Genomic DNA, 21,299 nt, shown 5'->3' on the forward strand with positions numbered 1-21,299 from the left:
CGGCAAGGTTGCCGCGCGGACGTCCGGATTCCTGCGTTGATATTTTGTAAACAAGTTTGGCCGTGTGATCTGGGCCAGACCCTCTCGGACATGCTACCTACCTTGTTCCGAGAGGAAACAGGATGAGACTTAAGCTGGTCGCAGTTGCGGTCGCGGCGCTGGCGCCGGTGGTGGCGATGCTCGTTTACAACGAAGTCGCGCTGCGCCACCAGCGCAATGAAGAGGTGCGCGCATCCGCGGCACAAGCGGCCAGACAAGCTTCGTCGGAAGTCGAACGGATCATAGAAGGCCTGCACGCCCTTCTCGTCTCCGTCGCCGCCATGCCTTCCGTCCGGCAGCTCGACGTCCCGGCTTGCAATACGGCGCTAAAGGCGGTTGTCGAAAGCATTCCAAACATCCGCACCATCTTCGTCGTCGGGCTCGACGGACAGCCGATCTGCGGCAGCATGGCTTTTCCCGAGGGCGTGATCTTCTCCGATCGAGACTATTTCCAGCAGATGCTCACGACCAAGGCTTTCGTCGTCGGCACCTATACGCAGAGCCGCCTTGTCGACAGACCCGTCCTGCCGCTCGCCATGCCCCTGATGGAGGGCGACGCCATGAAGGCCGTCATCGTCAGCGGAATCCGGCTGGACTGGCTGCAGAACCGCATCACCGAGCGCGGCGTTGCTCCCGGCAACGCGGTGACGATAGCCGACGGCAACGGAACGATCGTTGCGCACGTTCCCTCGCCCGAGCGCTTCGTCGGCACCGTCATACCCGATGCGCTTGAGCGCCTGATCCATGCCGACCAGCCCGACGTGATCGATGTGGTGAGCCAGGACGGAACCGAACGCATCCTCGGCTATCGCCCGATCGCGCTGCCCTCCAGCCCTCTGTATGTCAGCGCCGGCTTCTCCAAGGAGGAAGCTTTCGCGCCGATCAACCGGGCGACGACGATGAATACGCTCGCCATTGTCGGCGGTGCGCTTTTTGCCTTCCTCGCCTCGATCTTCATCGGCAACCGCTTCATCCTCGTGCCGATCTCCAGGATCGCCGATGTGATGGAAAAGTGGCGCAGCGGTCAAACGACAGCGCGGACCGGCATGAAAGGACCGGACGAGCTCGGTGTCGTCGGTGCGACCTTCGACCGGCTGCTTGACGAACTCGATGAACGAAGACGCCAGAGCCAGGAGGCGGAGGAGGAGCGCAGCCTTCTTGTCCGCGAACTGGCGCATAGGGTCAAGAATGGCTTCACCCTCGTTCAGGCGATCGCCCGGCAAACCTTCTCACGCTCCGATCCGGAAAGATACAATTCCTTCGCCGAGAGGCTGGCAGCGCTCGCCGGCACTTATGATCTCATCCTGTCGCGCGAGGGATCGGCCTCGTCTGTCAGGGAGATTGTCTCGGCGGCCTTGCGCGCCCACGTCGCCTCGCAGGCCGAGCGCATTCGCCTGGATGGCCCGGAAGTGGTTCTTCCCGCAGACATCGCCCTGCCGCTTTCGCTCGTGTTGCACGAGCTGGCGACCAACGCAACCAAGTATGGAAGTCTCGGAAGCGAATATGGAACAGTCACCATCGAGTGGAAGCACGATGACGGACGCGTCCTTCTCGTCTGGACGGAAGCGGGTGGGCCGCCGGTTTCGACACCGACGAAAAAGGGCTTCGGCTCGATACTGATAGAACGGGCCTTCCCGGCGAAGGCGCAGGCGCGGTCCAGGTCGGACTACAGGCCCGGGGGCCTCGTTTTCGAAGTTATATTTTTGATCGCGGAACCGGTTGCGAGAGGCGAAGTTGACCCTTTGGGTAAGGATGACATGCATGCGAGCGAAACATGAAAACCAAGGTAGTCGTGGTTGAGGACGAAGCTCTGCTGCTGATGATGGCGGTCGGCATCGTCGAGGAAGCAGGCTTGGAGGCGCTCGAAGCACGCAATGCTGATGAGGCTCTGATGCTTTTCGAAAGCGTGCCCGGCATTCGGATCCTGTTCACAGACATCGACATGCCGGGAAAGATGGACGGTTTGAAACTCGCAAAGGCCGTCCGCAATCGCTGGCCGCCCGTTGAAATCATCATCGTCTCCGGCATGAAGCAGCCGGACAAAGATGAATTGCCCGAGCGGGGGGTCTTCTTCCCCAAGCCTTACGACACCCGACAGCTCTGCGACGCGCTGGTCAGAATGGCTGCCTGACACGTGAGCCGATGACAGCGATCCGGCTGTCGCGCCGCCGAGAGCAGCGGGCGGCCTGCTATCTTTCTGCCGTCGAGGGCCGCTGCAAATCGATGCGACTGGTCACGACCGGCTGGCCGGAAGCAGGATCTTGGTCGACGGTCTGCAGTCGAAGCCGGTTCTGCCCGACTTTCTCGATCATCAACACCGCGTCTCGATCGCCGTTGACCAGCCGCGCCCAGGTCACACGCAGGTTGAGGGCAGCACCTTTCCTGCTGCCTGCAAGCTTCGACGGCAGTCCTGACGGCCCGACATAGTTGCCGGTATAACGTTCCCCGGCGGCCTTGACGGTCGCCGAGAAGCTTCTGGTGAAAACCGCCAGGCCGCGACACTTCCCGTTCATCGAAACGGTGGATGCGCTGGCATCAGATCGGAGGGTGCAGGAGACCTTCAGATTCGTGCCGCCGATCCGCGTGAGCACCCTTCCAGTCCCGCTCCAGTCGCCGGCCAGAGACTGCAAAAAACCAACCTCCGACGCCACCGCCCGGACAGGCAGGCAAGGCAGCAAGAGCAAAGTTGCGATCAGGACCATACGCATGGCAGCCCCCTGGTTTGCGTTTCCGGACAACAGGTCGGCATGGCAGATTGTTCCCGGCGTCAGATTGTTTTTGCCGCCCGCCCGCGTGAAGGGCGGCCGCCTCCTGACGACCCCGCCGTCGCTGCGGCGGCGTCGATTCTTCGCAGCTTGAAGAAATAACGACGGGCGTCGCCCGTAATGCACATCATGCCAGCCAGCTCTTGCCCATTCATCCTGCGAAAGTAATCGACGATCGGCTGCCTGTCGTAACGCATTGCGGCGGTGACACCGTCCCCCGAGGTTTGAAGCGCAAGCGACGCGGTGGTGCCCCTCGCACGCAATGCCTTCTGCAGATAGGAGAACCAGCTTCGGGCGACCATTGTGCGCCCGAACGGTGCGGCTTTGATGGCCAGTCCGATTGGAAAAAAGCCGGGGTCGATGGCGACCAGCCGATCGGCTCGCCACTGAAAGAGCAGGGCGTCCGCGCGCATGTCCGCGTGAAACCGCTTGCCGAACCAGCCAAGGTTCTCGAGAACGCCGTCAAGCGGGTGATCCGACGGAATACCCGCCCCCCTCCACAAGCCGACCATCTCGACCGGCTGGACAGGCTTCAGCGAAGAGAACCAGGCCTTCATCTCGTCCTGCCGGCCCATGCTTTTCATCCGTTTCCAGTCACGCGATCGAACCTCGCCGCGACAAAGCAAATGGCGCCGCCGCCGGCCAGATCATCCGGTTCCGGCGCCTCGGCAAGGAGAGCGTCGTCTGCCAGGGCTTTGACGGTCCCGCGGACGCCGAATGTTCTCGATGCGGCGGTATCACAGTGCTCGCTTCGTTGACAACAAGGCTTCCAGCGACACCGGCCTGAGACCGTGCCCGTCGACGCCGACATCGTACTGGCGGGGCAGGGGCTTCAGGCGGCCATGGGAATGTCCGTGCAGATTGATCGATTTCTTGCCCATCTTGTTCCATGTGCGGAACGGGTAGTGGCACAGGATCAGCAGATGATCGTCCAGCGTCATCTCCTTGTAGTGCTGAACGCTCGCCCATCCCCTCGCCTCCGTCGTCGTCGGCGGATCATTATTCCCGATGATGAGGTGCTTGCGCCCGTTCAGCATCGAAAGGAGCTGGTCACAATCCCCGCCACGGAAGGACATGACGTCGCCGAGGTGCCAGATGTCGTCCTGCGGACCAACGATTTCGTTCCAGTTCCGAATCAGCGTCACGTCATGCGAGGCCATGTCGGGGAAGGGGCGTCGGTCGATGCGAAGGACGCGCGAATCTGCAAAGTGGGTGTCGCCCGTGAAGTAAATCATCTGACAGAGATGGCGCAGCTCGCCCGGTTGGAAAGTCGCCGTTTTTTCAATGGCCGGCTGTCGGGATCGAATGTTTGACATCGGCAAGGGACGGGCTGCGCACGACGCGATAGCGCGCCTCGACGAGGTTATAGACCCCGAAGGCCGCTAGTCCGACCGCGACGGCGATATAAAGGATCGAGCCGAAAGGCAGCTGCCTCACCCATTCGAGCGCGTCCGCCATGCTGCCCGCCTGTTGCGGGTCGACGCGAAAACCCGCATAGGCGAAGAAGATTCCCGTAATCACGAAGACGACGCCGCGGGCAACGAGGCCGTAGACACAGACCGTGGTGACCACGCCGCTGGCATCGGCGAGCCTGAGATAGCGCTCGAATTTCCTGGTGATGCCCTTGGCTGCCGTCACGACCCCGCCGATGATGAAGCCGAGGCCGACGGCAACGGCAAGATAGGCGCCGAACGGCTGCGACATGATCCACTGAGCCAATCCCTTCTCACCCGAGCCTTGGCTTGCGCCACCGCTGAAAAACGCGTGTGCCAGCGCGTATCCGGCAAGCCCGAGGTAGACGACGGCGCTGCCGAAGAGAAACGTGCGGATGGCGATCGCCTTGGCGCCGGTGCCATGCCCGTCGGAATCGGCCAGCGACTGGGCCAGCCGCCAGGCCACGAAACCGAGAAGGCCGATGCCGATCAGCCCCACCCAGACGCGGCCGAAGGGCTGTGCGAGCAGCGTCGAAAGCGCCGACTGCGTTTCCGGCCGTCCGCCGGCAACGCCGGAGAACAGGGCCAGGCCCGCCACAAGCAGAAATACGACGCCGCGCGCCACATAGCCGCTCTTGGCAAGCAGGTCGAAACGAAATCCTTTGGCCATGATATACTCCGAGCATCTGTGTGGCTGTCACCCCTAACGCGCCACTACGCGGAAAGTTGTCGTCGAGGAAAAGGCCACGCTCATGCCGAGAGTTGCCGATGCCGGTCCGTAGCGCCGGACTTCTCATCCACCGCCTTTCCGAGACGGGGCCCGAGGTCCTGCTCGTACATCCGGGGGGCCGTTCTGGGTGAAGAAGGACGAGGGCGCCTGGTCGATCCCGAAGGGATTGATCGAAACCAGTGAAGATGAACTGTCGGCAGCAATCCGGGAGGCGCGGGAGGAGCTCGGCGTGGAAATCCAGGGAGCCTTCGCCCCGCTCGGCGAATATCGCCAACCGGGCGGAAAAATCGTCGTCGTCTGGTCGGTGGAGGCGGAGCTTGATGTCGAGAAGGTGGGCAGTTCAGAGTTTCAGCTCGAATGGCCGCCGCGATCGGGCCGTTTGCAGAATTTTCCCGAAGTCGACCGCGCCGAGTGGTTTCCCACCGCAGAGGCCGAGATCAAGATTCTCAAGGGGCAGGTCGCAATGCTTGCAGATCTGGCAAAACAGCTCGGCCGAGGCCGATGAAAGGAGGTATTGCGATCACTCCGTTTCGACAAATATGAAGGAGCGGTCGGCGGCCTCGAGCAAAGTATCGGCGATCAGCCCATAGGATAGTGTTTCGGCGGCACGCCGGCCGGACGACCTATATGCGTCGCAGACGCCATCAGCCATTCAGCGATCGGATGGGATAGGCTTTGTTGACGAACGATTGCTGGAGCCTAATCGACGCCGGTAATCTCAGGATCGAACACGATGATCTTTTCTGAAGGCGGATTTCCGTCCCCGCGGCTCGCAGCCAGCAGCAGTGCTGCGGCGGCTTCGCCCATCTGACGCCGCGGCGAGATCGAGGTCGCGATCCTGACAGGCAGGGCGCGGGCGACATCAAGTCCGTTGAATCCGGCAATCAGAATATCGGCGGGGCTGGAAACGCCGAGTTCCAGGCATGCGAAGGCGCCGCCGGTCGCCATGTCGTCGTTGGAATAGTAAATGCAATCGAGATCGCGCGTCGCCGCGAGCATGGACATCGTCAGCCGCTTGCCGTGGGCCACCGAAGAATAGGCGGCGTTGAACCGCTCCGCCACGAAAGAAAGGCCGCTCTCGCGCAGGGCCTTCTCAAACCCGGCCTTCCGCTTGCCGGCCCGCAAGTCCCTGTCGATCGCGCTGCCGATATAACCGAACCGCCGCCGGCCGGCCGCCAAAAGCGCTCTTGCCATCTCCTCTCCCGCCTTGCCATGAGAAAGCCCGACATTGAAATCGATGGGGGTGCCGTCGAGGTCCATCAGCTGGATCACCGGGATCTCCGCATTCTGCAGCATGCGGACCGTTTCTGCCGGCTGATCGAGGCCTGTCACGATGATGGCGGCAGGCCGCCAGGAGAGCATGTCGCGGATGATCTCGCGCTCCTTCGCCATATCGTAGTCGGAGATGCCGAACACCGCCTGCATGCCGGATCCCCGCAGGCCGGCCGATATGCCCGCCAGCATCTCGGGAAAGACGATGTTGGACATGCTGGGAACGACGACGGCGACGAGGTTCGTGCGCTGCGACGACAGCGAGAGCGCCAGCCGGTTGCCGACATAGCTCAGCCGTTCGGCCTGCTGGAGCACTTTTGCGCGGGTCTCCTTGGAGACGTCGGCCGCGCCGCGAAGGGCCCGTGATGCCGTCATCTTGCTGACGCCGGCCGCGGCGGCAACCTCTTCCAGTGTGGATTTACGCATCGCACCGATCCTTAGTCGAATTGCCTCGCCAGCGGCCAACACCAGATTCATAGGCTCTTTTTCAAAAAAGGAAAACACGCGCTACTTGACATATGCGACCAAAATAGGCGTTGTTACCGATACCGGTATCGATACCAACGGCAAAACGCTGGAGTAAAAACGGGACGGACAAGGCTTCGGAAGTCCTGCATCGGACGAATGTTGAACGTAAAGATCTGCGGATCAGCCAAGCCGGCTTGACCTGCAGGTTGCAGACCTATCTGAATTCGATCGGACAGATTCCGATCGCGCCGCCAGCTGCGAAAGGCACTGAACGCCAGGACAATGCGACGAGCAGCGCGATCTTGCCGACGACACCGGCCGAACGGGAGGAAGAGCCGCCATGCATGTGATGATTTTGGGCGCAGCCGGTATGGTCGGGCGCAAGCTGGTTGAGAAGATTGCGCGCGAGCCGCTGGCTTTCGGCCGGCCCGTCACCCGGCTGACGCTGGTGGACGCCTTTTCGCCGCCGGTGCCGGAACCGCTCCGGCCGGTCTCGACGGCGCTGACGGTCGACCTCGCCGGTGCCGGCGCCGCCGACAGGCTGATCGAAGGCCGGCCGGAGCTGATCTTCCATCTCGCCGCCATCGTATCGGGTGAGGCGGAAGCGGATTTCGACAAGGGTTACGCCGTCAATCTGGACGGCACGCGCGCCCTGTTCGATGCGATCCGCCGGGCCGGTCTGACGAGTACCTATGTGCCGCGCCTCGTCTTCGCGTCCTCGATCGCCGTCTTCGGCACGCCGTTTCCCGAGGTCATTCCCGACGAATTCTTCACGACGCCGCTGACGAGCTATGGCACCCAGAAGGCGATCGCCGAACTGCTGCTGGCCGACTATTCCCGCCGCGGCATTTTCGACGGCATCGGCATCCGGCTGCCGACCATTTGCGTGCGGCCCGGCACACCGAATAAGGCGGCATCGGGCTTCTTCTCCAACATCCTGCGCGAGCCGCTGGTTGGCAAGGAAGCGGTGCTGCCGGTCAGCGACAGCGTGCGGCACTGGTTTGCAAGTCCGCGCGCGGCCGTCGGCTTCTTCGTCCATGCCGCGACGATCGATACGGCACGGATCGGCGCGCGGCGCAACCTCACCATGCCGGGCCTTTCCGCGCTGGTCTCCGAAGAGATCGAAGCGCTGCGCCGCGTGGCCGGCGACAAGGCGGTCGCGCTCATCAAGCGCGTGCCCGATCCGGTGATCGAACGCATCGTTGCCGGCTGGCCGACCCAGTTCGACGCCGAGCGGGCCTCTTCGCTCGGTTTCAAGGCGGAGACGAGTTTCGACGAAATCCTGAAGGTACATATCGAGGATGAACTCGGCGGGAGGATCGCATGAGCATATCGGCCAGCGGAGAGGCAAGGATCGCGCTTGTCACCGGCGGCGGCACCGGCGTCGGGCGTGCCATATCGCGGGGGCTCGGCGCTGCCGGCTACACAATCGTCATTTCAGGACGGCGGGCCGACGTGCTTGAAAAGGCGGCAAACGAGCTTAGCGGCGAAACCGGCGCGGAGTTCCTCGCGGTTTCCGCCGATGTCGGCGATCCCGCTTCGGTGCGGGCTCTTTTCGACGCCATCTCGGAAAAATACGGACGGCTCGACCTCCTGGTCAACAATGCCGGTGTCACCGTGCCTGGTGTGGCGCTGGAAGAGGTCTCGTTCGAGCAGTGGAACGCCATCGTCGCCGCCAATCTAACCGGCGCTTTTCTCTGCACACAGCAGGCCTTCCGGCTGATGAAGAGCCAGAACCCGCGCGGCGGGCGCATCATCAATAATGGCTCCGTTTCCGCCACCACGCCGCGCCCGAATTCCGCACCTTACACGGCGACGAAGCACGCCATAACAGGACTGACGAAATCCACCGCCCTCGACGGGCGCGAATTCGACATCGCCTGCGGCCAGATCGATATCGGCAATGCGGCAAGCGACATGACAACGAGGATTGCGGCCGGCGTGTTGCAGGCAAACGGCAGCATCGCCGCGGAAGCGACGATCGACCCGGCGCATATTGCCGATGCCGTCGTCTACATGGCGGGCCTGCCGCTCAGCGCCAATGTGCTGACCATGACAGTGATGGCGACGAAGATGCCCTTCGTCGGGCGAGGGTGAGAAGGCGGGATGCCGCCGGCCGAAAACGACATAGATACAGTGCTTGCGTGATGCTCATGATCTGGGAGGAGGGAGTATGGCAAACGTTCAATTCGAAGATGTCCGGAAATCATTCGGCGCGCATCCCGTTATCAAGGGGGTGGACATCGATATCGCCGATGGGGAATTCGTCATCCTCGTCGGGCCCTCGGGCTGCGGCAAATCCACTCTTCTGAGGATGCTGGCCGGGCTCGAGAATATTTCCGGCGGTGAGATCAAGATCGGCGGGCGCGTCGTCAACACGCTGCCGCCTAAGGACCGCGACATTGCCATGGTCTTCCAGAATTATGCGCTCTATCCGCATATGACGGTGGAGCAGAACATGGGTTTTTCGCTCATGCTCAACAAAGCACCCAAAGCGGAAGCCGAAAAGCGGGTGAAATATGCCGCCGGCATCCTCGGCCTCGACAAGCTGCTCGACCGTTATCCGCGCCAGCTTTCCGGCGGCCAGCGCCAGCGCGTCGCCATGGGCCGCGCCATCGTGCGCGATCCCGAAGTTTTCCTGTTCGACGAGCCGCTGTCCAACCTCGATGCGAAACTGCGCGTCGCCATGCGCGCCGAGATCAAGGAACTGCACCAGCGCCTGAAGACGACGACCGTCTACGTCACCCATGACCAGATCGAGGCGATGACGATGGCCGACAAGATCGTCGTCATGCATGATGGCATCGTCGAGCAGATCGGTTCGCCGCTCGAGCTTTACGACCGTCCCGCCAATCTCTTCGTTGGCGGTTTCATCGGCTCGCCGGCGATGAACATGATCCACGGCAGGCTCGATCCGGAAAATCCCGGTCAATTCGTTGCGGCCAACGGCACGCGGCTACCGGTCGCCAAGCCGCCGGCGAGTGCAGTGGGCCGCGACCTCGTCTACGGGCTGCGCCCCGAATATATCTCGCTCGATCCGAACGGCCTGCCAGCCGAAATCGTGGTGATCGAGCCGACCGGTTATGAAACACATCTGACCGTCCGCCTCGGTGGCGGTGAGGTCAGCTGCGTCTTCCGCGAGCGTGTCGATGCCCGCCCGGGTGAAGCCATCCGCGTGGCGATCGACGCCGCGCATGTCCACCTCTTCGATGCCGATGGCGGCAAGAGGTTGACCGACTGATGCCATCCGGCGGCGGCACGGGAGAGGAGGAGTTCTCCCTGCCGCCGGAGAGCAAGCATCCCGGGAGCGCAAGTTCCCCCGGAGATGCCAGGCCGCCGTTCACCAAGCGGGAGGTGGATGCCGGAGAATTGCTCCCGCTGTTTCAATGAGGAGGAATCTCATGACGATCAAGAGACGTGAATTTCTTGCCGCGTCGGCAGCCGTTGCCGGCGTTGCCGGTCTCGGCATCAGGCCATCTCTGGCGCAGGCCGAACCGACCTACACGCCGGAAAGCGGCGCAAGCCTCAGGCTCCTGCGCTGGACGCCTTTCGTGAAGGGCGATGAGGATGCCTGGATCGCCAATACCAAGAAATTCACCGAAGCCACAGGCGTGGAAGTGCGCATCGACAAGGAAAGCTGGGAGGACATCCGTCCGAAGGCCGCCGTTGCCGCCAATGTCGGCTCCGGTCCCGATCTCATCATGTGCTGGTTCGACGACGCGCATCAATATCCCGACAAGCTGGTCGATCTCACCGAACTCGGCAACTACCTCGGCAACAAATATGAGGGCTGGTACGACGGTGTGAAGGGCTACGCTACCCGCGGCGACACCTTCATCGCCATGCCGCTCACGGCGATCGGCAATGCCGTCGTCTATCGCGAGAGCCATGTGAAGGCCGCAGGCTTCAACGAATTTCCGAACGATACCGCGGGCTTCCTCGAGCTATGCAAGGCCATGAAGGCGAAGGGCACGCCCGCCGGCTTCCCGCATGGTAAGGCCGTCGGAGACGGCAACAACTACGCCCATTGGCTGCTCTGGAGCCATGGCGGCAAGATGGTCGATGAAAGCGGCACGGTGACGATCAACAGCCCCGAAACGCTCGCCTCGATCAACTACGCCAAGGAGCTCTACGCAACCTTCATTCCGGGCACGGAAAGCTGGCAGGACGTCAACAACAACCGCGCATTCCTGGCGGGCCAGGTATCGCTGATCGCAAATGGCGTCTCGGTCTATTACACGGCCAAGAACGATCCGAAGCTCGCCGAGATCGCCAAGGACATGCGCACGACGAACTTCCCGATCGGACCGGTCGGCAAGAGCGTCGAGCTTTTCCAGACGAGCTCGCTGCTGCTCTTCAAGCACACCAAATATCCGGAAGCGGCCAAGGCCTACATCAAGTTCATGATGGAAGCAGACCAGATGAACGCCTGGATCCAAGGCTCCAGCGCCTATTGCTGCCAGCCTCTCAAGGCCTTCGCCAAGAATCCGGTCTGGACCGCCGATCCGGTCCACGCACCCTATGCGCGCGCTTCGGAAAGGCTGCGCCCGAACGGCTATGCCGGCCCGCTCGGCTACGCCTCGGCGGCGACCATGGCCGATTATGTGCTCGTCGATATGTATGCTGCCGCCGTTACCGGCCAGAAGTCGCCCGAGGACGCAATGAAGGAAGCCGAACGCCGGGCGAACCGCTACTACCGCGTCTGATCCGGAGTCGAGGCTTGCGGCATGCTCGATACCGGCATGCCGCATGTCCTCAAGGACTGAATGCAATCTGGAGACCAGCAATGTCGACATTGAAATCCGGGGATACGCGCGGCCCCTCGCTCATGCAGAACAACAATGTGCTCGGCGTCCTCTTCATGCTGCCGGCCGCCGTGTTCCTCGTCTGCTTCCTCACCTATCCCCTGGGGCTCGGCGTCTGGCTTGGTTTTACCGACACGCGGATTGGCCGGGACGGCATCTTCATCGGGTTGGAGAACTATCAATTCCTGGCCGATGACGCGGTTTTCTGGCTGTCGGTCTTCAACACCATCCTTTACACGCTGGTCGCCTCGGTGCTGAAATTCGCGCTCGGCCTCTGGCTGGCGCTGCTTCTGAACCAGCACCTTCCGTTCAAATCCTTCTTCCGGGCGATCGTGCTGCTGCCCTGGGTGGTTCCGACGGTGCTTTCGGCGCTGGCCTTCTGGTGGATCTACGATTCCCAGTTCTCGATCGTTTCCTGGTCGCTGATGAAGCTCGGCCTGATCGACGCGCCGATCAACTTCCTCGGCGATCCCACCAATGCCCGCATATCGGTCATCGTCGCCAATGTCTGGCGCGGCATTCCCTTCGTGGCGATCTCGCTGCTCGCCGGCCTGCAGACCATCCCAGCCTCCCTACAGGAGGCGGCGTCGCTCGACGGCGCAACGAGCTGGCAGCGCTTCCGCTATGTGACGCTGCCAATGCTGACGCCGATCATCGCCGTCGTCATGACCTTCTCGGTGCTCTTCACCTTCACGGATTTCCAGCTGATCTACGTGCTGACCAAGGGCGGGCCGGTCAACGCCACGCACCTGATGGCCACACTCTCCTTCCAGCGCGGCATTCCGGGCGGGCAGCTGGGCGAGGGCGCTGCCATCGCCGTCGCCATGGTGCCCTTCCTGCTCGGCGCCATCATGTTCAGCTTCTTCGGCCTGCAACGTCGCAAATGGCAGCAGGGCGGCCAGGACTAAGGAGAAAAAGATGTCGACCAATCTCAAAACGGCCGATCAGGTCCTGACCGACAATGCCGAGGGCATGAGCTATCTGAACCGGCTGCCGCGCCGCGTGGTGATGCTCTACCTGCCGATGGCGGTTTTCGTCTTCGTGCTGCTCTTTCCCTTCTACTGGATGGCGATCACCGCCGTGAAGCCGAACGAGCAGCTGACCGACTACAACAATTACAGCCCCTTCTGGGTGATCGGGCCGACACTCGACCACATCAAATACCTCTTCCTCGAAACGTCCTATCCCGGCTGGCTGTGGAATACGATGCTGGTCGCTGTGGGATCAACGGCACTGTCGCTGGTGGCCTCGGTCTTCGGCGCCTATGCGATCGAGCGCGTGCGTTTCACCGGCTCGCGGCAGATCGGCCTCGTCATCTTTCTCGCCTATCTCATTCCGCCGTCGATCCTGTTCATCCCGCTCGCCTTCATCGTCTTCAAGCTCGGCATCTACGACTCGCGCCTGGCGCTGATCTTCACCTACCCGACCTTCCTCATTCCCTTCTGCACCTGGCTGCTGATGGGCTATTTCCGCTCGATCCCCTTCGAACTCGAGGAGAGCGCCCTGGTCGACGGCGCCAACCGCTGGCAGATCCTGGTCAAGATCATCCTGCCGCTCGCCGTACCCGGCCTGATCTCGGCCGGCATCTTCGCCTTCACCCTGTCGTGGAACGAATTCATCTACGCGCTGACCTTCATCCAGTCCTCGGAGAACAAGACCATTCCGGTCGGCGTCTTGACCGAACTGGTGCGCGGCGACGTCTTCGAATGGGGATCGCTGATGGCCGGGGCGCTGTTCGGCTCGCTGCCTGTCGTCATCCTCTATTCCTTCTTCGTCGACTATTACGTGTCGTCGATGACAGGCGCGGTGAAGGAGTAGCGCCCGGACGGGGCTTATCGGCAACAGGCAAGGCAAGTCATTTTTGCCTTGTCACCGACGCTGCGTTGAAGGTAGCACTGAGAGTGCCGGGCAGCAGCGCGATTTCGCTCCAGGGCCCGATACTGAGTCGCCCGGTTTTCGGCAAAGGCTCTCCCCACCGATCTTGCGTCCTTCGCCTCAGTCGAGAAAGTGCGTCCGGAAAGCCAGGCGCCGGAACCCTCCTCGATCGCCGCAAACCTCTATGGCACGATCCACCACACGAATATCCTCGACGCGTTCGCCCGAAGGCCACGAGATGGCGCCTATGGCATGCCTTACTTCGGCTTCCCCGTCCCGGACGAGGGTGAGTGCCCCGGGACCTGCGAGGTCGTTTTCGCTAGAGTGGCTGCGCAAGACTGCCGCCGCACTCTCTTCGACCCCCAGACAGCCGAAATGTCGGCTCGACCACGGGGGATAGTCGCGGCCGCCGTTGGAATGCCAAAAAATAGTCATGGGCAAGCGGCGGGCATTCCGGAGGGAAAGGAACAGATCTCCCTCGACCGGCCGCGTCACTGCGGTCCAACCCAAGCTGTGTTCGCTGCCTTCTATGGCGATGACGACATCCTCATGCCGGGGATTCCACGGGAACCGGCTTAGATCCACCGATCCGTCGATCCCAGGAAAGCGGTCGGGCGCCGTCGACCGCGAGGGGTAGCGCAGGCCGGAACGCCCGCGGGCGGAATCGACTTCAGGCGGCGCCGGCGGCGTCTCCCATGCCGATTTGGGCGAGCAACTGATGAGTCCGCCCCGAGGCAGCGACACGTTGGCATGGTTCGAGATGGCAATGCGGCCGCTCCCGCCGGCGAAGACATGGCGCTGATAGACCCAGGCGTGCCCGTCTTCAACCTCGAGCTCCTTGGTGACAGTCGCGCCGCAAACGGTGCGTCGCAGCCTGGCCCGCAGCCGCCCGGCCTTCTGTTCGACCACGTTCCAGGGCGAATTGGCGGTCCAGCCATGAAGGGGTGAACCCTCTTGGCTGCCCGCAAAGGGCGCGCAGAAGAAATCGCCGCCGAGCGTCGTAAGATGCGGCGGCGTACCGGGCGGCATTATCTCCTCGGTGCCGACCCAGGGCGCACGGTGCAGCAGAGCGATTTCGTGCCCTTCATCTTCCACCGTAAAGCCGTCGAGGAGACCGGTCCGCGCATCGAAGCCGAAGCGGATTCCCTTGGCACGGATCTCGATCATGCCGCGATATGTTCGCCGGTGATGACATTTTCGACCTCCTGGATCGACGAGGTCGCGGGCCTTAGATCGTCGGCGACGACGGTGCCGCGTCGCATCACCACCATGCGGTCCACCACCTGGAAGACATGATGGATGTTATGCGCGATGAAAATGCAGGAGTGGCCGGTGTCGCGTGCCTCACGCACGAAACGCAGCACCCCCTGGGTTTCGGCAACGCCAAGATTGTTGGTGGGTTCGTCAAGGACGATGAGGTCGCTGTCGAAATACATGGCGCGCGCGATTGCCACCGCCTGCCGTTCCCCGCCGGAAAGCGATCCGATCGGCGTGGTGGGCGGAATGTTCTTTGAAATCCCGACCCGCTTCAGAAGATCGGCGGCAACTGCGTTCATCCGCTCCTGATCCAGCCGGTCGAGGAAGCGGGGACCCGTTCTGAGCTCCCGTCCAAGAAAGAGATTGCGGGCGATGGAAAGCTGCGGGACCAGGGCCGAGTCCTGGTAGATGGTTTCGATGCCGCTCGCGATCGCGTCGTTGGTACTGCGCAACCGCACTTCGCGGCCCTTGATGAAGATCTGGCCGGACGTGTAGGGAACCGCGCCCGACAGCACCTTGATCAGGGTGGACTTGCCCGCACCGTTATCGCCGAGGAGACCGACGATCTCGCCCTTTCTTATGGTGAGGTTGACATCGCGCAAAGCGTGGACGCGACCATAGAATTTCTCAATGTGTCGCATCTCGACGAGGATTTCGGTACCGCTCATCTCAGACCCCCGTATTGTGCCGACGCTCAAGGCCGGCATGGAGCGCCATCATCGCCAGGATGATCGCACCGATGAAAATATTGTAGGCGAGACCGGGCACTCCGATCAGGACGATCCCGTTGCGCATCAGTCGCAGGATCAGGACGCCGAGCATGGTCCCGAGGATCGTCCCGCGGCCGCCGTTCAGCACGGTGCCACCGATCACCACCATCGCGATGACCTCGAGTTCGTAGCCGGTTCCGGCATTGGGGTTGGCGGCCGAGACGCGGATCGACGAGACGATGCCGGCAAACGCCGCCATCGCGGCGGACAGCATGAACAGGATGACCTTGACCCTGGCGATCGGCACCCCGCGGTTTCGGGCAGCATTGGGATTGCCGCCGGTCGCCTGGATCCAGTTGCCGAACCGGGTGCGGGTCAGGACGTAGTGGAGCGCCAGCGCCAGCACCACGAACCAGATGAGGCTCATGAAAACACGCAGGTTGCCAATATAGAAGTCGCCGACCAGCAATTGCGCCAACCACTGCTCTTCGGCGTCCCAGGTGCGCTGCGGAAAACCGGCCGTCAGCCACAAGGCCGTGCCGCGGATGACCAGCAGCGTACCCAGCGTCACCAGGAATGAAGGGATAGCAAGACGGGTGACGAACAGACCGTTGAAAAGACCGATCGCCAGAGCGACGGCTAGTCCCGCAAGGAACGCCAGCGGCAAGGGAAGCACGTCCGCATTGAACAAAGTCCACATCACCACGGGGGCGAAGCCGAAGACGGAACCGACCGAAAGGTCAAATTCCCCCGCGGTCATCAGAAGGGTCATCGCGAGCGCGATGAGGCCGAGTTCGACGGTGAAAGTGAGGGCATTGCCGACATTGATCAGCGACAGGAAGGCGGGGTTGATCGCCGTGAAAACGACCAGCATCGCGATCAGAAGGACGAAAGGCCCGAATTCCGGATAGGCGATAAACGTCCTGACAAGGCTAGGCCTGTCACGTGGCGGAGTAAGAGCGTCGCTGCTTTGCTCGATCATGGTGGACTCTCGCGTTGGGGCTATAACAGGCATCCGCGGCAAGCTACCGCGGATGCCGGGATGGCATGCTTATTTGCCGCCCATGATCTTAGCGTAGAACGGCGCCTTATCGGCCTCGTAGAGTGCGCCCGTGATGATGTCGAAGTTGATCGGGATGCCGCTCGCTTCAGACATCAACGCCGAGAGGCACATGTATGAGGTTGCCAATGGATCCTGCCACATTCCGGCATTCACATAACCTTCGCTGACCTCTGTGGTCGTATCCAACGAGTTGCCCCATCCCACCACTGGAATCTCGCCTTTGGCAATGCCGGCCTGATCCCACACGCGTTTGACGGAACCGGTTACGAGATCGCCGAGACCGATGACGGCATTGATCTTCTTACGGTTGGCGGTCACGTAGTCAGTCATCCGGTTGATGGCCTCCGCCTGGTCGTAGGATGCGTCCTGGATTTCCCAGGTGATCCCGAGCGGCTTGAACACTTCGTCGGCGCCCGCCGATTCCTCTTCGCCGTAGCCTGCGCCCGGAACTTCGAGCGGCATCCAGACGAAATCCCCCTGCTTCACCAGCTTGTGGTCGACCAGATACTGTGCCCAGGTGCGGCCGACGACCTTGAGATCGACGCCGACATAGGCCCTCCAGGCCGGCGCCGGGTCCTTGGTGTTGAAGTTGATGACCGGGATGTTGGCCCTGTTGGCCTCGTTGACAACATCCACCAAGGTGCCAGGCCCTGGGCTCGTCGTGCAGATGCCGTTCGCGCCGGCGGCGATGGCGGCGCGGATGGCTTCCTGATGGCTCGGAACGTCGTTCGAATGGAACGAGGTGTTCACCTTCACACCGGTATCGGCAGCAAATTTCTCGGCACCCTGAAGAAAGTAGGTCCAGACCGGATCGGTCGGGGAGCCGTGCGATATCCAGTAAAAGGTTTTGTTCGCCGCACTCTGCGCCATTGCTACTGCCGGCATCAGCGCCAATGCGGCCACCGCGCCCAGAAAAGTTCGTCTCAGCATGTCCCGTTTCCTCCCTTTGGTTTGGCCGGTCTCTAGCTCCTCCCGGCCGGTGAAAGCTGTTGTATGACGAGCGACGTGGCGGCGGTCGGCCTCCTCATTGCCGATCGACTCCGTCGATGAACTTCTCCAGTTCGCGCGGATCCATGCGGATCAGATTGCAATCCTGCGGGAAGGCACCTCCGGCGACGTCCGCGGCATATTCGGTGAAAGCTGCGATCCGCTCGCCTTGCAGCCGCGCATGTTCCGCACCGAAATCGCGATAGGTTCGGGCGTGCCGCGGGACGTGGCATTCGGTGTAGCCCAGTATATCGTTGGCGAAGAGATACTGCGCGTCGCAGCCAGCCCCGGCACCCATCGACCACAACAGGATTTCGACCCGTTTGCTGATCTCGGCCGCGACTTCGGCGGGCACCACTTCGATTTCGACCGCGAAGGCACCGGCGCTCTCATAGGCTTTAACCTCCTTGAAGAGCCGCAACGCCGCCTCGGCAGTCTTGCCGACGGCTTTGAAGCCACCGGTCCAGGTGGCGCGGGTAGGAACCAGCCCGACGTGACCAACGACGGGAAAATATTCACGGGAGAGCTTTTCGACCGTCTTCAGCGAGCCCGAACAGTAGACCGCGTCGGCGCCACGGCTCAGCGCATTGCCGCACCAGCGGAGATAATCGTCCGGGGTACCCATCTCGAGATGGGTCTGCCCGGTCATCGAGAAGACCGTCGGCGCAACCGCGCGGTAGTGCGGATCAAGGACGATCTCGGCCGGCACGGAGGCGATATCGATCCCCGCCGCTTCGGCGGCTGCCGCCTCATCGAGGCTGAAATAGCGCAGCATGGTCAGCTGGCGCCGGCCCTTCCAGGCGCGCAGGTCCGCCACCGTCGGCAAACGGCGTGATGCGGCGCCCCGGCTCTCCTGTTTCCTCAACTCTGTCATTCGACCAACACCAGGACCTGCCCGTCCTCGCGCCGGACGGAATAGGTTCGCAGGTTCTCGCAGGCAGGCGAGCGCTTGGCCTCTCCCGTTCGATAGTCGAATTGGCCATTATGTCTGGGACACTCAATCACATAGTCGAGCACCAATCCGTCTGAGAGCTCCACTTGCTCGTGGGTACAGAGCCCATCGGTGCAAAAGAATTCGTCGTCAGGGCTGCGAAAGATTGCAAAACTCCGTCCGCCATGGACCCAGCCCAAAACGTCTTCCTTTTCGATGTCGTCTTCGGCGCAGGCAGCAATCCAGGGCATATGGTCCTCGTTTCCATGTTCAATGGGAAGCTCTGATGGCGGGGCGATCATGCGAGGGACCTTTCCGGCACCGCCGCATGCAGCTCTTCGCGATAAGGCTTCGCCCCTTGCGGCAAGGCACGCTTGAGATAATAGCCGGGCTCCCGCCTCTGCCGCATGATCGCTTGAAACATCTCGCGATAGCCGTCCCAGATCGAGGTATTGGCGGGCGGCAGGTCGTGCTTGATCGCCTCGTGCAGCCTTGCCAGCGCATGGTAAGGCACCATCGGGAACATGTGGTGTTCGACGTGATAGCCCATGTTCCAATAGATGAAGCGGCTGACCGGGTTCATATAGACGGTGCGCGAATTAAGCCTATGGTCGAGCACGTCTTCTGCGAGCCCACCGTGCTGGAGGAGCCCAGTCATCACCATATGCCAACAGCCATAGATGCGCGGACCGCCGATCAGAAGAAGCGGGATCGCCGCCTTCCAACCGGCACCGGCGATGAGCAAGCCGATGCTGGTCAGCATAGCGGCTGCGTAGACTGCCATATGCACCCGCGCCCAGAACACCGCCTTGGGCCATTCGCTCTCGGGCACGTAGTCCTTCTCGTCCGGCGAGAGGGCCCCGGCCGCATTACGCGCGAGGGTCCTGAGGTTCTGCCAGACCTCGACCACGCCGGTATAGGCGAGCGCTTTCAGCGTCAGCGCAATTGGATGCATCCAGGCGATCTCAGGGTCTCGGCCGACAATGATTGTATCGGTATGGTGGCGGGCGTGGCTCCAGCGCCAGTTCACCGGGTTGCGTGCCACCTGGAACGAGCAGATGTGATAAAGCACGTCATTCATCCAGCGCGTGCGAAAGGCGGTGCCGTGACCGCATTCGTGCCAGCGTGCATCGCAGGCCGAGCCATACATCACCCCATAGGAAAACCAGAACGGCACCGCCCACCAGCTGCCCCAGAACCAGATGCCGCCAGCCGCAAAAACCACGTGGAGAACTGCCCATAGAATCGTGTCGCGGATCGCCGGCTGGTCGCTGCGCTGCATCAGCTCCTTCATCAGCTTGCGCGGCACTTCCGTGTGATACCATTCGGCCGCCACCAGACCCGCCTCGACGGCTTGCCTAGCGGAAGCACCGGTCAAACCGTAGTCGCGGGGGAAGGCGGCAGACGGCCCGCTTGTTTCCATGTTGGCCGAATTGGCGCTCATGCGATCATCTCCGGTGGCGGGAACAAATGCTGCGCTGAAAGCGACTGACCGGTCCCGCTCAGGCCGTTCACCTGTATTGCCGCCGGCACCTCGGATCGCTCCGGACACATCACCCGTTCGCCCCTACATCCTATTCATCACACAGGGCCGCTGCGAGATCTGCCGATCCTCGGCCTTCCTACCATGATGTTGTAACAACCCTGATGCCAAACTGGGCTGCCGATAGAAGCTTCGCAACTCAATATCACATCAAATCACATCAGTTGCTTCCTCCCATATTGATTGGATTTCAGCGAAACTCTTGGTAATTATCGTATTTGAGAAGCTCATTTCCTTTCGCGGCACTTATTGATGTTGCAGTGGGATATGATGTGATTAGCCTCATCTTTTGATGTAACAAAACGGTATTTCCCTCAACTTTGCAAAGGGAAGGATCATGAAGAAAACGACGATTTCCGATATCGCCCGGACGTCTGGCCTCTCGACTGCAACAGTCGATCGAGCATTGAACGACCGTGGTGGTGTCAGTGCCGCCAATCGCCAGAGGGTATTTCGCGCCGCGAAGGAACTGGGCTATCTGCCGACCGAGGGGATGCTTGCCTTGCCCTCGCGCCCCGCGCATCTGGAGTTCTTCATCCCCTTTGAGCACAACTCATTCATGCAGGACGTCGCCAGGAAGATCACCACCTTCGCGTCATCCCTGCCGCTCGTGGCGTCGTGCAATGTCACGGCACTCGACGGCATCGACCCTGACGCGCTCGTAGCGGCGCTGGAAGGTCTGCCGCTCCGGACCAACGGCGTCGGCGTGATTGCGGTCGACCATCCTAAGACGCGGCATGCGATCCGGCGATTGTGCGAATCCGGCGTCCGCGTCGTGACCATCGTGACGGATGTTCTCTCGACCCCGCGCTCTGCCTTCGTCGGCGTCGATAATCTGGTGGCGGGGCGAACCGCCGCGCTGATCATGGGCCTCACGTCGCGTGAGAAGAAGGGATCGATAGGACTGTTCCTCGGCTCGCGAACGCTCCACGGACACCAGCAGCGGGAATATGGATTCCGGACGTTGCTGGAGGAGCAATTCAAGCATCTGACGATCCTTCCTGCCATCGAAACCCGTGACGAGAACAAGCTGTCCCAGCCGGCGATGGAACGGATGCTACGCGACACCGACGATCTCGTCGGCGTCTATTGCGTCGGCGCAGGCAGGGCCGGCATCGCCGAAGTTCTGCAAGCAGCGAAAGGAAACAAGCGTCCCTTCGTCATCATGCATGACCTCACTGACGCGACGCGGGCATGGCTGGCAGAAGATCTGATCGACGTCGTGATCGACCAGAATGCGCGCCTGATTGGCGAGCAGGTTGTCATAAGGCTCCTCGGCTCGATCGCGGCAAGCACGCCGACCCTTTCTTTGAAGAACATCGAGCCACGGATCATCTTTCGCGAGAATATCCCACTCGTTTGAAGCAGAGTGATTCCATGACGGGTTGTTTCGCCGGCAGGCGTTGCACTTTCTGCTATGC

General features: G+C 61.8%; 21 protein-coding genes and 1 pseudogene. 10 read left to right on the forward strand and 12 right to left on the reverse strand.

Annotated elements, in window-relative coordinates; translation table 11 throughout:
• Window positions 1-122 precede the first annotated feature (122 nt).
• Both K6M89_RS02310 and K6M89_RS02315 read left to right on the forward strand, forming a co-directional pair.
• Window positions 123-1,817 carry a sensor histidine kinase gene (locus K6M89_RS02310; protein WP_222138298.1) on the forward strand — a complete coding sequence of 565 codons (1,695 nt, stop codon included), beginning with the start codon at window positions 123-125 and terminating at the stop codon, window positions 1,815-1,817.
• Window positions 1,814-2,170, forward strand: coding sequence for a response regulator (locus K6M89_RS02315; protein ID WP_097581452.1), 357 nt, complete (start codon window positions 1,814-1,816; stop codon window positions 2,168-2,170). The genes K6M89_RS02310 and K6M89_RS02315 overlap by 4 nt, the downstream gene beginning before the upstream one ends.
• Window positions 2,171-2,228: 58 nt before the next feature.
• On the opposite strand, the gene K6M89_RS02320 is transcribed toward K6M89_RS02315, so the two are convergent.
• From K6M89_RS02320 to K6M89_RS02335, 4 genes are all read right to left on the reverse strand, one after another.
• Entirely contained in the window at window positions 2,229-2,747 is a 519-nt protein-coding gene (locus tag K6M89_RS02320) for a hypothetical protein (RefSeq protein WP_097581453.1), read from the reverse strand.
• A gap of 59 nt (window positions 2,748-2,806) precedes the next feature.
• Window positions 2,807-3,388 carry a GXWXG domain-containing protein gene (locus tag K6M89_RS02325; protein ID WP_222138299.1) on the reverse strand — a complete coding sequence of 194 codons (582 nt, stop codon included), beginning with the start codon at window positions 3,386-3,388 and terminating at the stop codon, window positions 2,807-2,809.
• Between the two features lie 153 nt (window positions 3,389-3,541).
• Window positions 3,542-4,039 carry a hydrolase gene (locus K6M89_RS02330; RefSeq protein WP_222138370.1) on the reverse strand — a complete coding sequence of 166 codons (498 nt, stop codon included), beginning with the start codon at window positions 4,037-4,039 and terminating at the stop codon, window positions 3,542-3,544.
• Window positions 4,040-4,085: 46 nt separating this feature from the next.
• Window positions 4,086-4,907, reverse strand: a complete 822-nt coding sequence (locus K6M89_RS02335; RefSeq protein WP_222138300.1) for a DUF1206 domain-containing protein — start codon at window positions 4,905-4,907, stop codon at window positions 4,086-4,088.
• 98 nt (window positions 4,908-5,005) lie between these two features.
• Between K6M89_RS02335 and K6M89_RS02340 the strand changes: the two are divergent.
• A pseudogene (locus tag K6M89_RS02340) lies at window positions 5,006-5,472 on the forward strand (NUDIX hydrolase).
• A gap of 194 nt (window positions 5,473-5,666) precedes the next feature.
• Here the strand turns inward: K6M89_RS02340 and K6M89_RS02345 are convergent.
• Complete coding sequence (locus K6M89_RS02345) at window positions 5,667-6,665, reverse strand: LacI family DNA-binding transcriptional regulator (protein ID WP_097581458.1); 999 nt, start codon at window positions 6,663-6,665, stop codon at window positions 5,667-5,669.
• A gap of 382 nt (window positions 6,666-7,047) precedes the next feature.
• Here K6M89_RS02345 and denD point away from each other — a divergent pair, with 382 nt between their 5' ends.
• The 6 genes from denD to K6M89_RS02375 all read left to right on the forward strand — a co-directional run bounded on the left by denD (window position 7,048) and on the right by K6M89_RS02375 (window position 13,330).
• Window positions 7,048-8,034 carry a D-erythronate dehydrogenase gene (denD, locus tag K6M89_RS02350; RefSeq protein ID WP_222138301.1) on the forward strand — a complete coding sequence of 329 codons (987 nt, stop codon included), beginning with the start codon at window positions 7,048-7,050 and terminating at the stop codon, window positions 8,032-8,034.
• Window positions 8,031-8,804 carry an SDR family oxidoreductase gene (locus K6M89_RS02355; protein ID WP_222138302.1) on the forward strand — a complete coding sequence of 258 codons (774 nt, stop codon included), beginning with the start codon at window positions 8,031-8,033 and terminating at the stop codon, window positions 8,802-8,804. Before denD ends, K6M89_RS02355 begins: the two co-directional genes overlap by 4 nt.
• A gap of 76 nt (window positions 8,805-8,880) precedes the next feature.
• Entirely contained in the window at window positions 8,881-9,948 is a 1,068-nt protein-coding gene (locus K6M89_RS02360; RefSeq protein WP_097581461.1) for an ABC transporter ATP-binding protein, read from the forward strand.
• 160 nt (window positions 9,949-10,108) lie between these two features.
• Window positions 10,109-11,413 carry an ABC transporter substrate-binding protein gene (locus tag K6M89_RS02365; RefSeq protein ID WP_222138303.1) on the forward strand — a complete coding sequence of 435 codons (1,305 nt, stop codon included), beginning with the start codon at window positions 10,109-10,111 and terminating at the stop codon, window positions 11,411-11,413.
• Between the two features lie 80 nt (window positions 11,414-11,493).
• The gene (locus tag K6M89_RS02370; protein WP_222138304.1) at window positions 11,494-12,420 is read left to right on the forward strand and encodes a carbohydrate ABC transporter permease; all 927 of its coding nucleotides are present in this window, start codon (window positions 11,494-11,496) and stop codon (window positions 12,418-12,420) included.
• A 10-nt stretch (window positions 12,421-12,430) separates the two neighbouring features.
• Window positions 12,431-13,330 (forward strand): carbohydrate ABC transporter permease, encoded by a 900-nt coding sequence (locus tag K6M89_RS02375; RefSeq protein WP_064684203.1) that lies wholly within the window; start codon window positions 12,431-12,433, stop codon window positions 13,328-13,330.
• A gap of 177 nt (window positions 13,331-13,507) precedes the next feature.
• Here the strand turns inward: K6M89_RS02375 and K6M89_RS02380 are convergent, their stop codons facing one another.
• The 7 genes from K6M89_RS02380 to K6M89_RS02410 all read right to left on the reverse strand — a co-directional run bounded on the left by K6M89_RS02380 (window position 13,508) and on the right by K6M89_RS02410 (window position 19,779).
• The gene (locus K6M89_RS02380) at window positions 13,508-14,554 is read right to left on the reverse strand and encodes a hypothetical protein (RefSeq protein WP_222138305.1); all 1,047 of its coding nucleotides are present in this window, start codon (window positions 14,552-14,554) and stop codon (window positions 13,508-13,510) included.
• Complete coding sequence (locus tag K6M89_RS02385; protein ID WP_222138306.1) at window positions 14,551-15,312, reverse strand: ATP-binding cassette domain-containing protein; 762 nt, start codon at window positions 15,310-15,312, stop codon at window positions 14,551-14,553. The genes K6M89_RS02380 and K6M89_RS02385 overlap by 4 nt, the downstream gene beginning before the upstream one ends.
• A 1-nt stretch (window position 15,313) precedes the next feature.
• Window positions 15,314-16,336 carry an ABC transporter permease gene (locus K6M89_RS02390; RefSeq protein WP_222138307.1) on the reverse strand — a complete coding sequence of 341 codons (1,023 nt, stop codon included), beginning with the start codon at window positions 16,334-16,336 and terminating at the stop codon, window positions 15,314-15,316.
• Between the two features lie 69 nt (window positions 16,337-16,405).
• Window positions 16,406-17,302 carry a substrate-binding domain-containing protein gene (locus K6M89_RS02395; RefSeq protein WP_376744687.1) on the reverse strand — a complete coding sequence of 299 codons (897 nt, stop codon included), beginning with the start codon at window positions 17,300-17,302 and terminating at the stop codon, window positions 16,406-16,408.
• A 139-nt stretch (window positions 17,303-17,441) separates the two neighbouring features.
• Window positions 17,442-18,278 carry a 3-methyl-2-oxobutanoate hydroxymethyltransferase gene (locus K6M89_RS02400; protein ID WP_222138309.1) on the reverse strand — a complete coding sequence of 279 codons (837 nt, stop codon included), beginning with the start codon at window positions 18,276-18,278 and terminating at the stop codon, window positions 17,442-17,444.
• Entirely contained in the window at window positions 18,275-18,586 is a 312-nt protein-coding gene (locus tag K6M89_RS02405) for a MocE family 2Fe-2S type ferredoxin (RefSeq protein ID WP_222138371.1), read from the reverse strand. The genes K6M89_RS02400 and K6M89_RS02405 overlap by 4 nt, the downstream gene beginning before the upstream one ends.
• Window positions 18,587-18,633: 47 nt before the next feature.
• A complete protein-coding gene (locus tag K6M89_RS02410; protein ID WP_222138310.1) occupies window positions 18,634-19,779 on the reverse strand; it encodes a fatty acid desaturase family protein in 1,146 nt (381 codons plus the stop codon).
• A 436-nt stretch (window positions 19,780-20,215) separates the two neighbouring features.
• Here K6M89_RS02410 and K6M89_RS02415 point away from each other — a divergent pair, with 436 nt between their 5' ends.
• Window positions 20,216-21,241 (forward strand): LacI family DNA-binding transcriptional regulator, encoded by a 1,026-nt coding sequence (locus tag K6M89_RS02415; protein ID WP_222138311.1) that lies wholly within the window; start codon window positions 20,216-20,218, stop codon window positions 21,239-21,241.
• Window positions 21,242-21,299: the final 58 nt, after the last annotated feature.

This window comes from Rhizobium croatiense, assembly GCF_019793465.1.
GTDB classification, from domain to species: domain Bacteria; phylum Pseudomonadota; class Alphaproteobacteria; order Rhizobiales; family Rhizobiaceae; genus Rhizobium; species Rhizobium croatiense.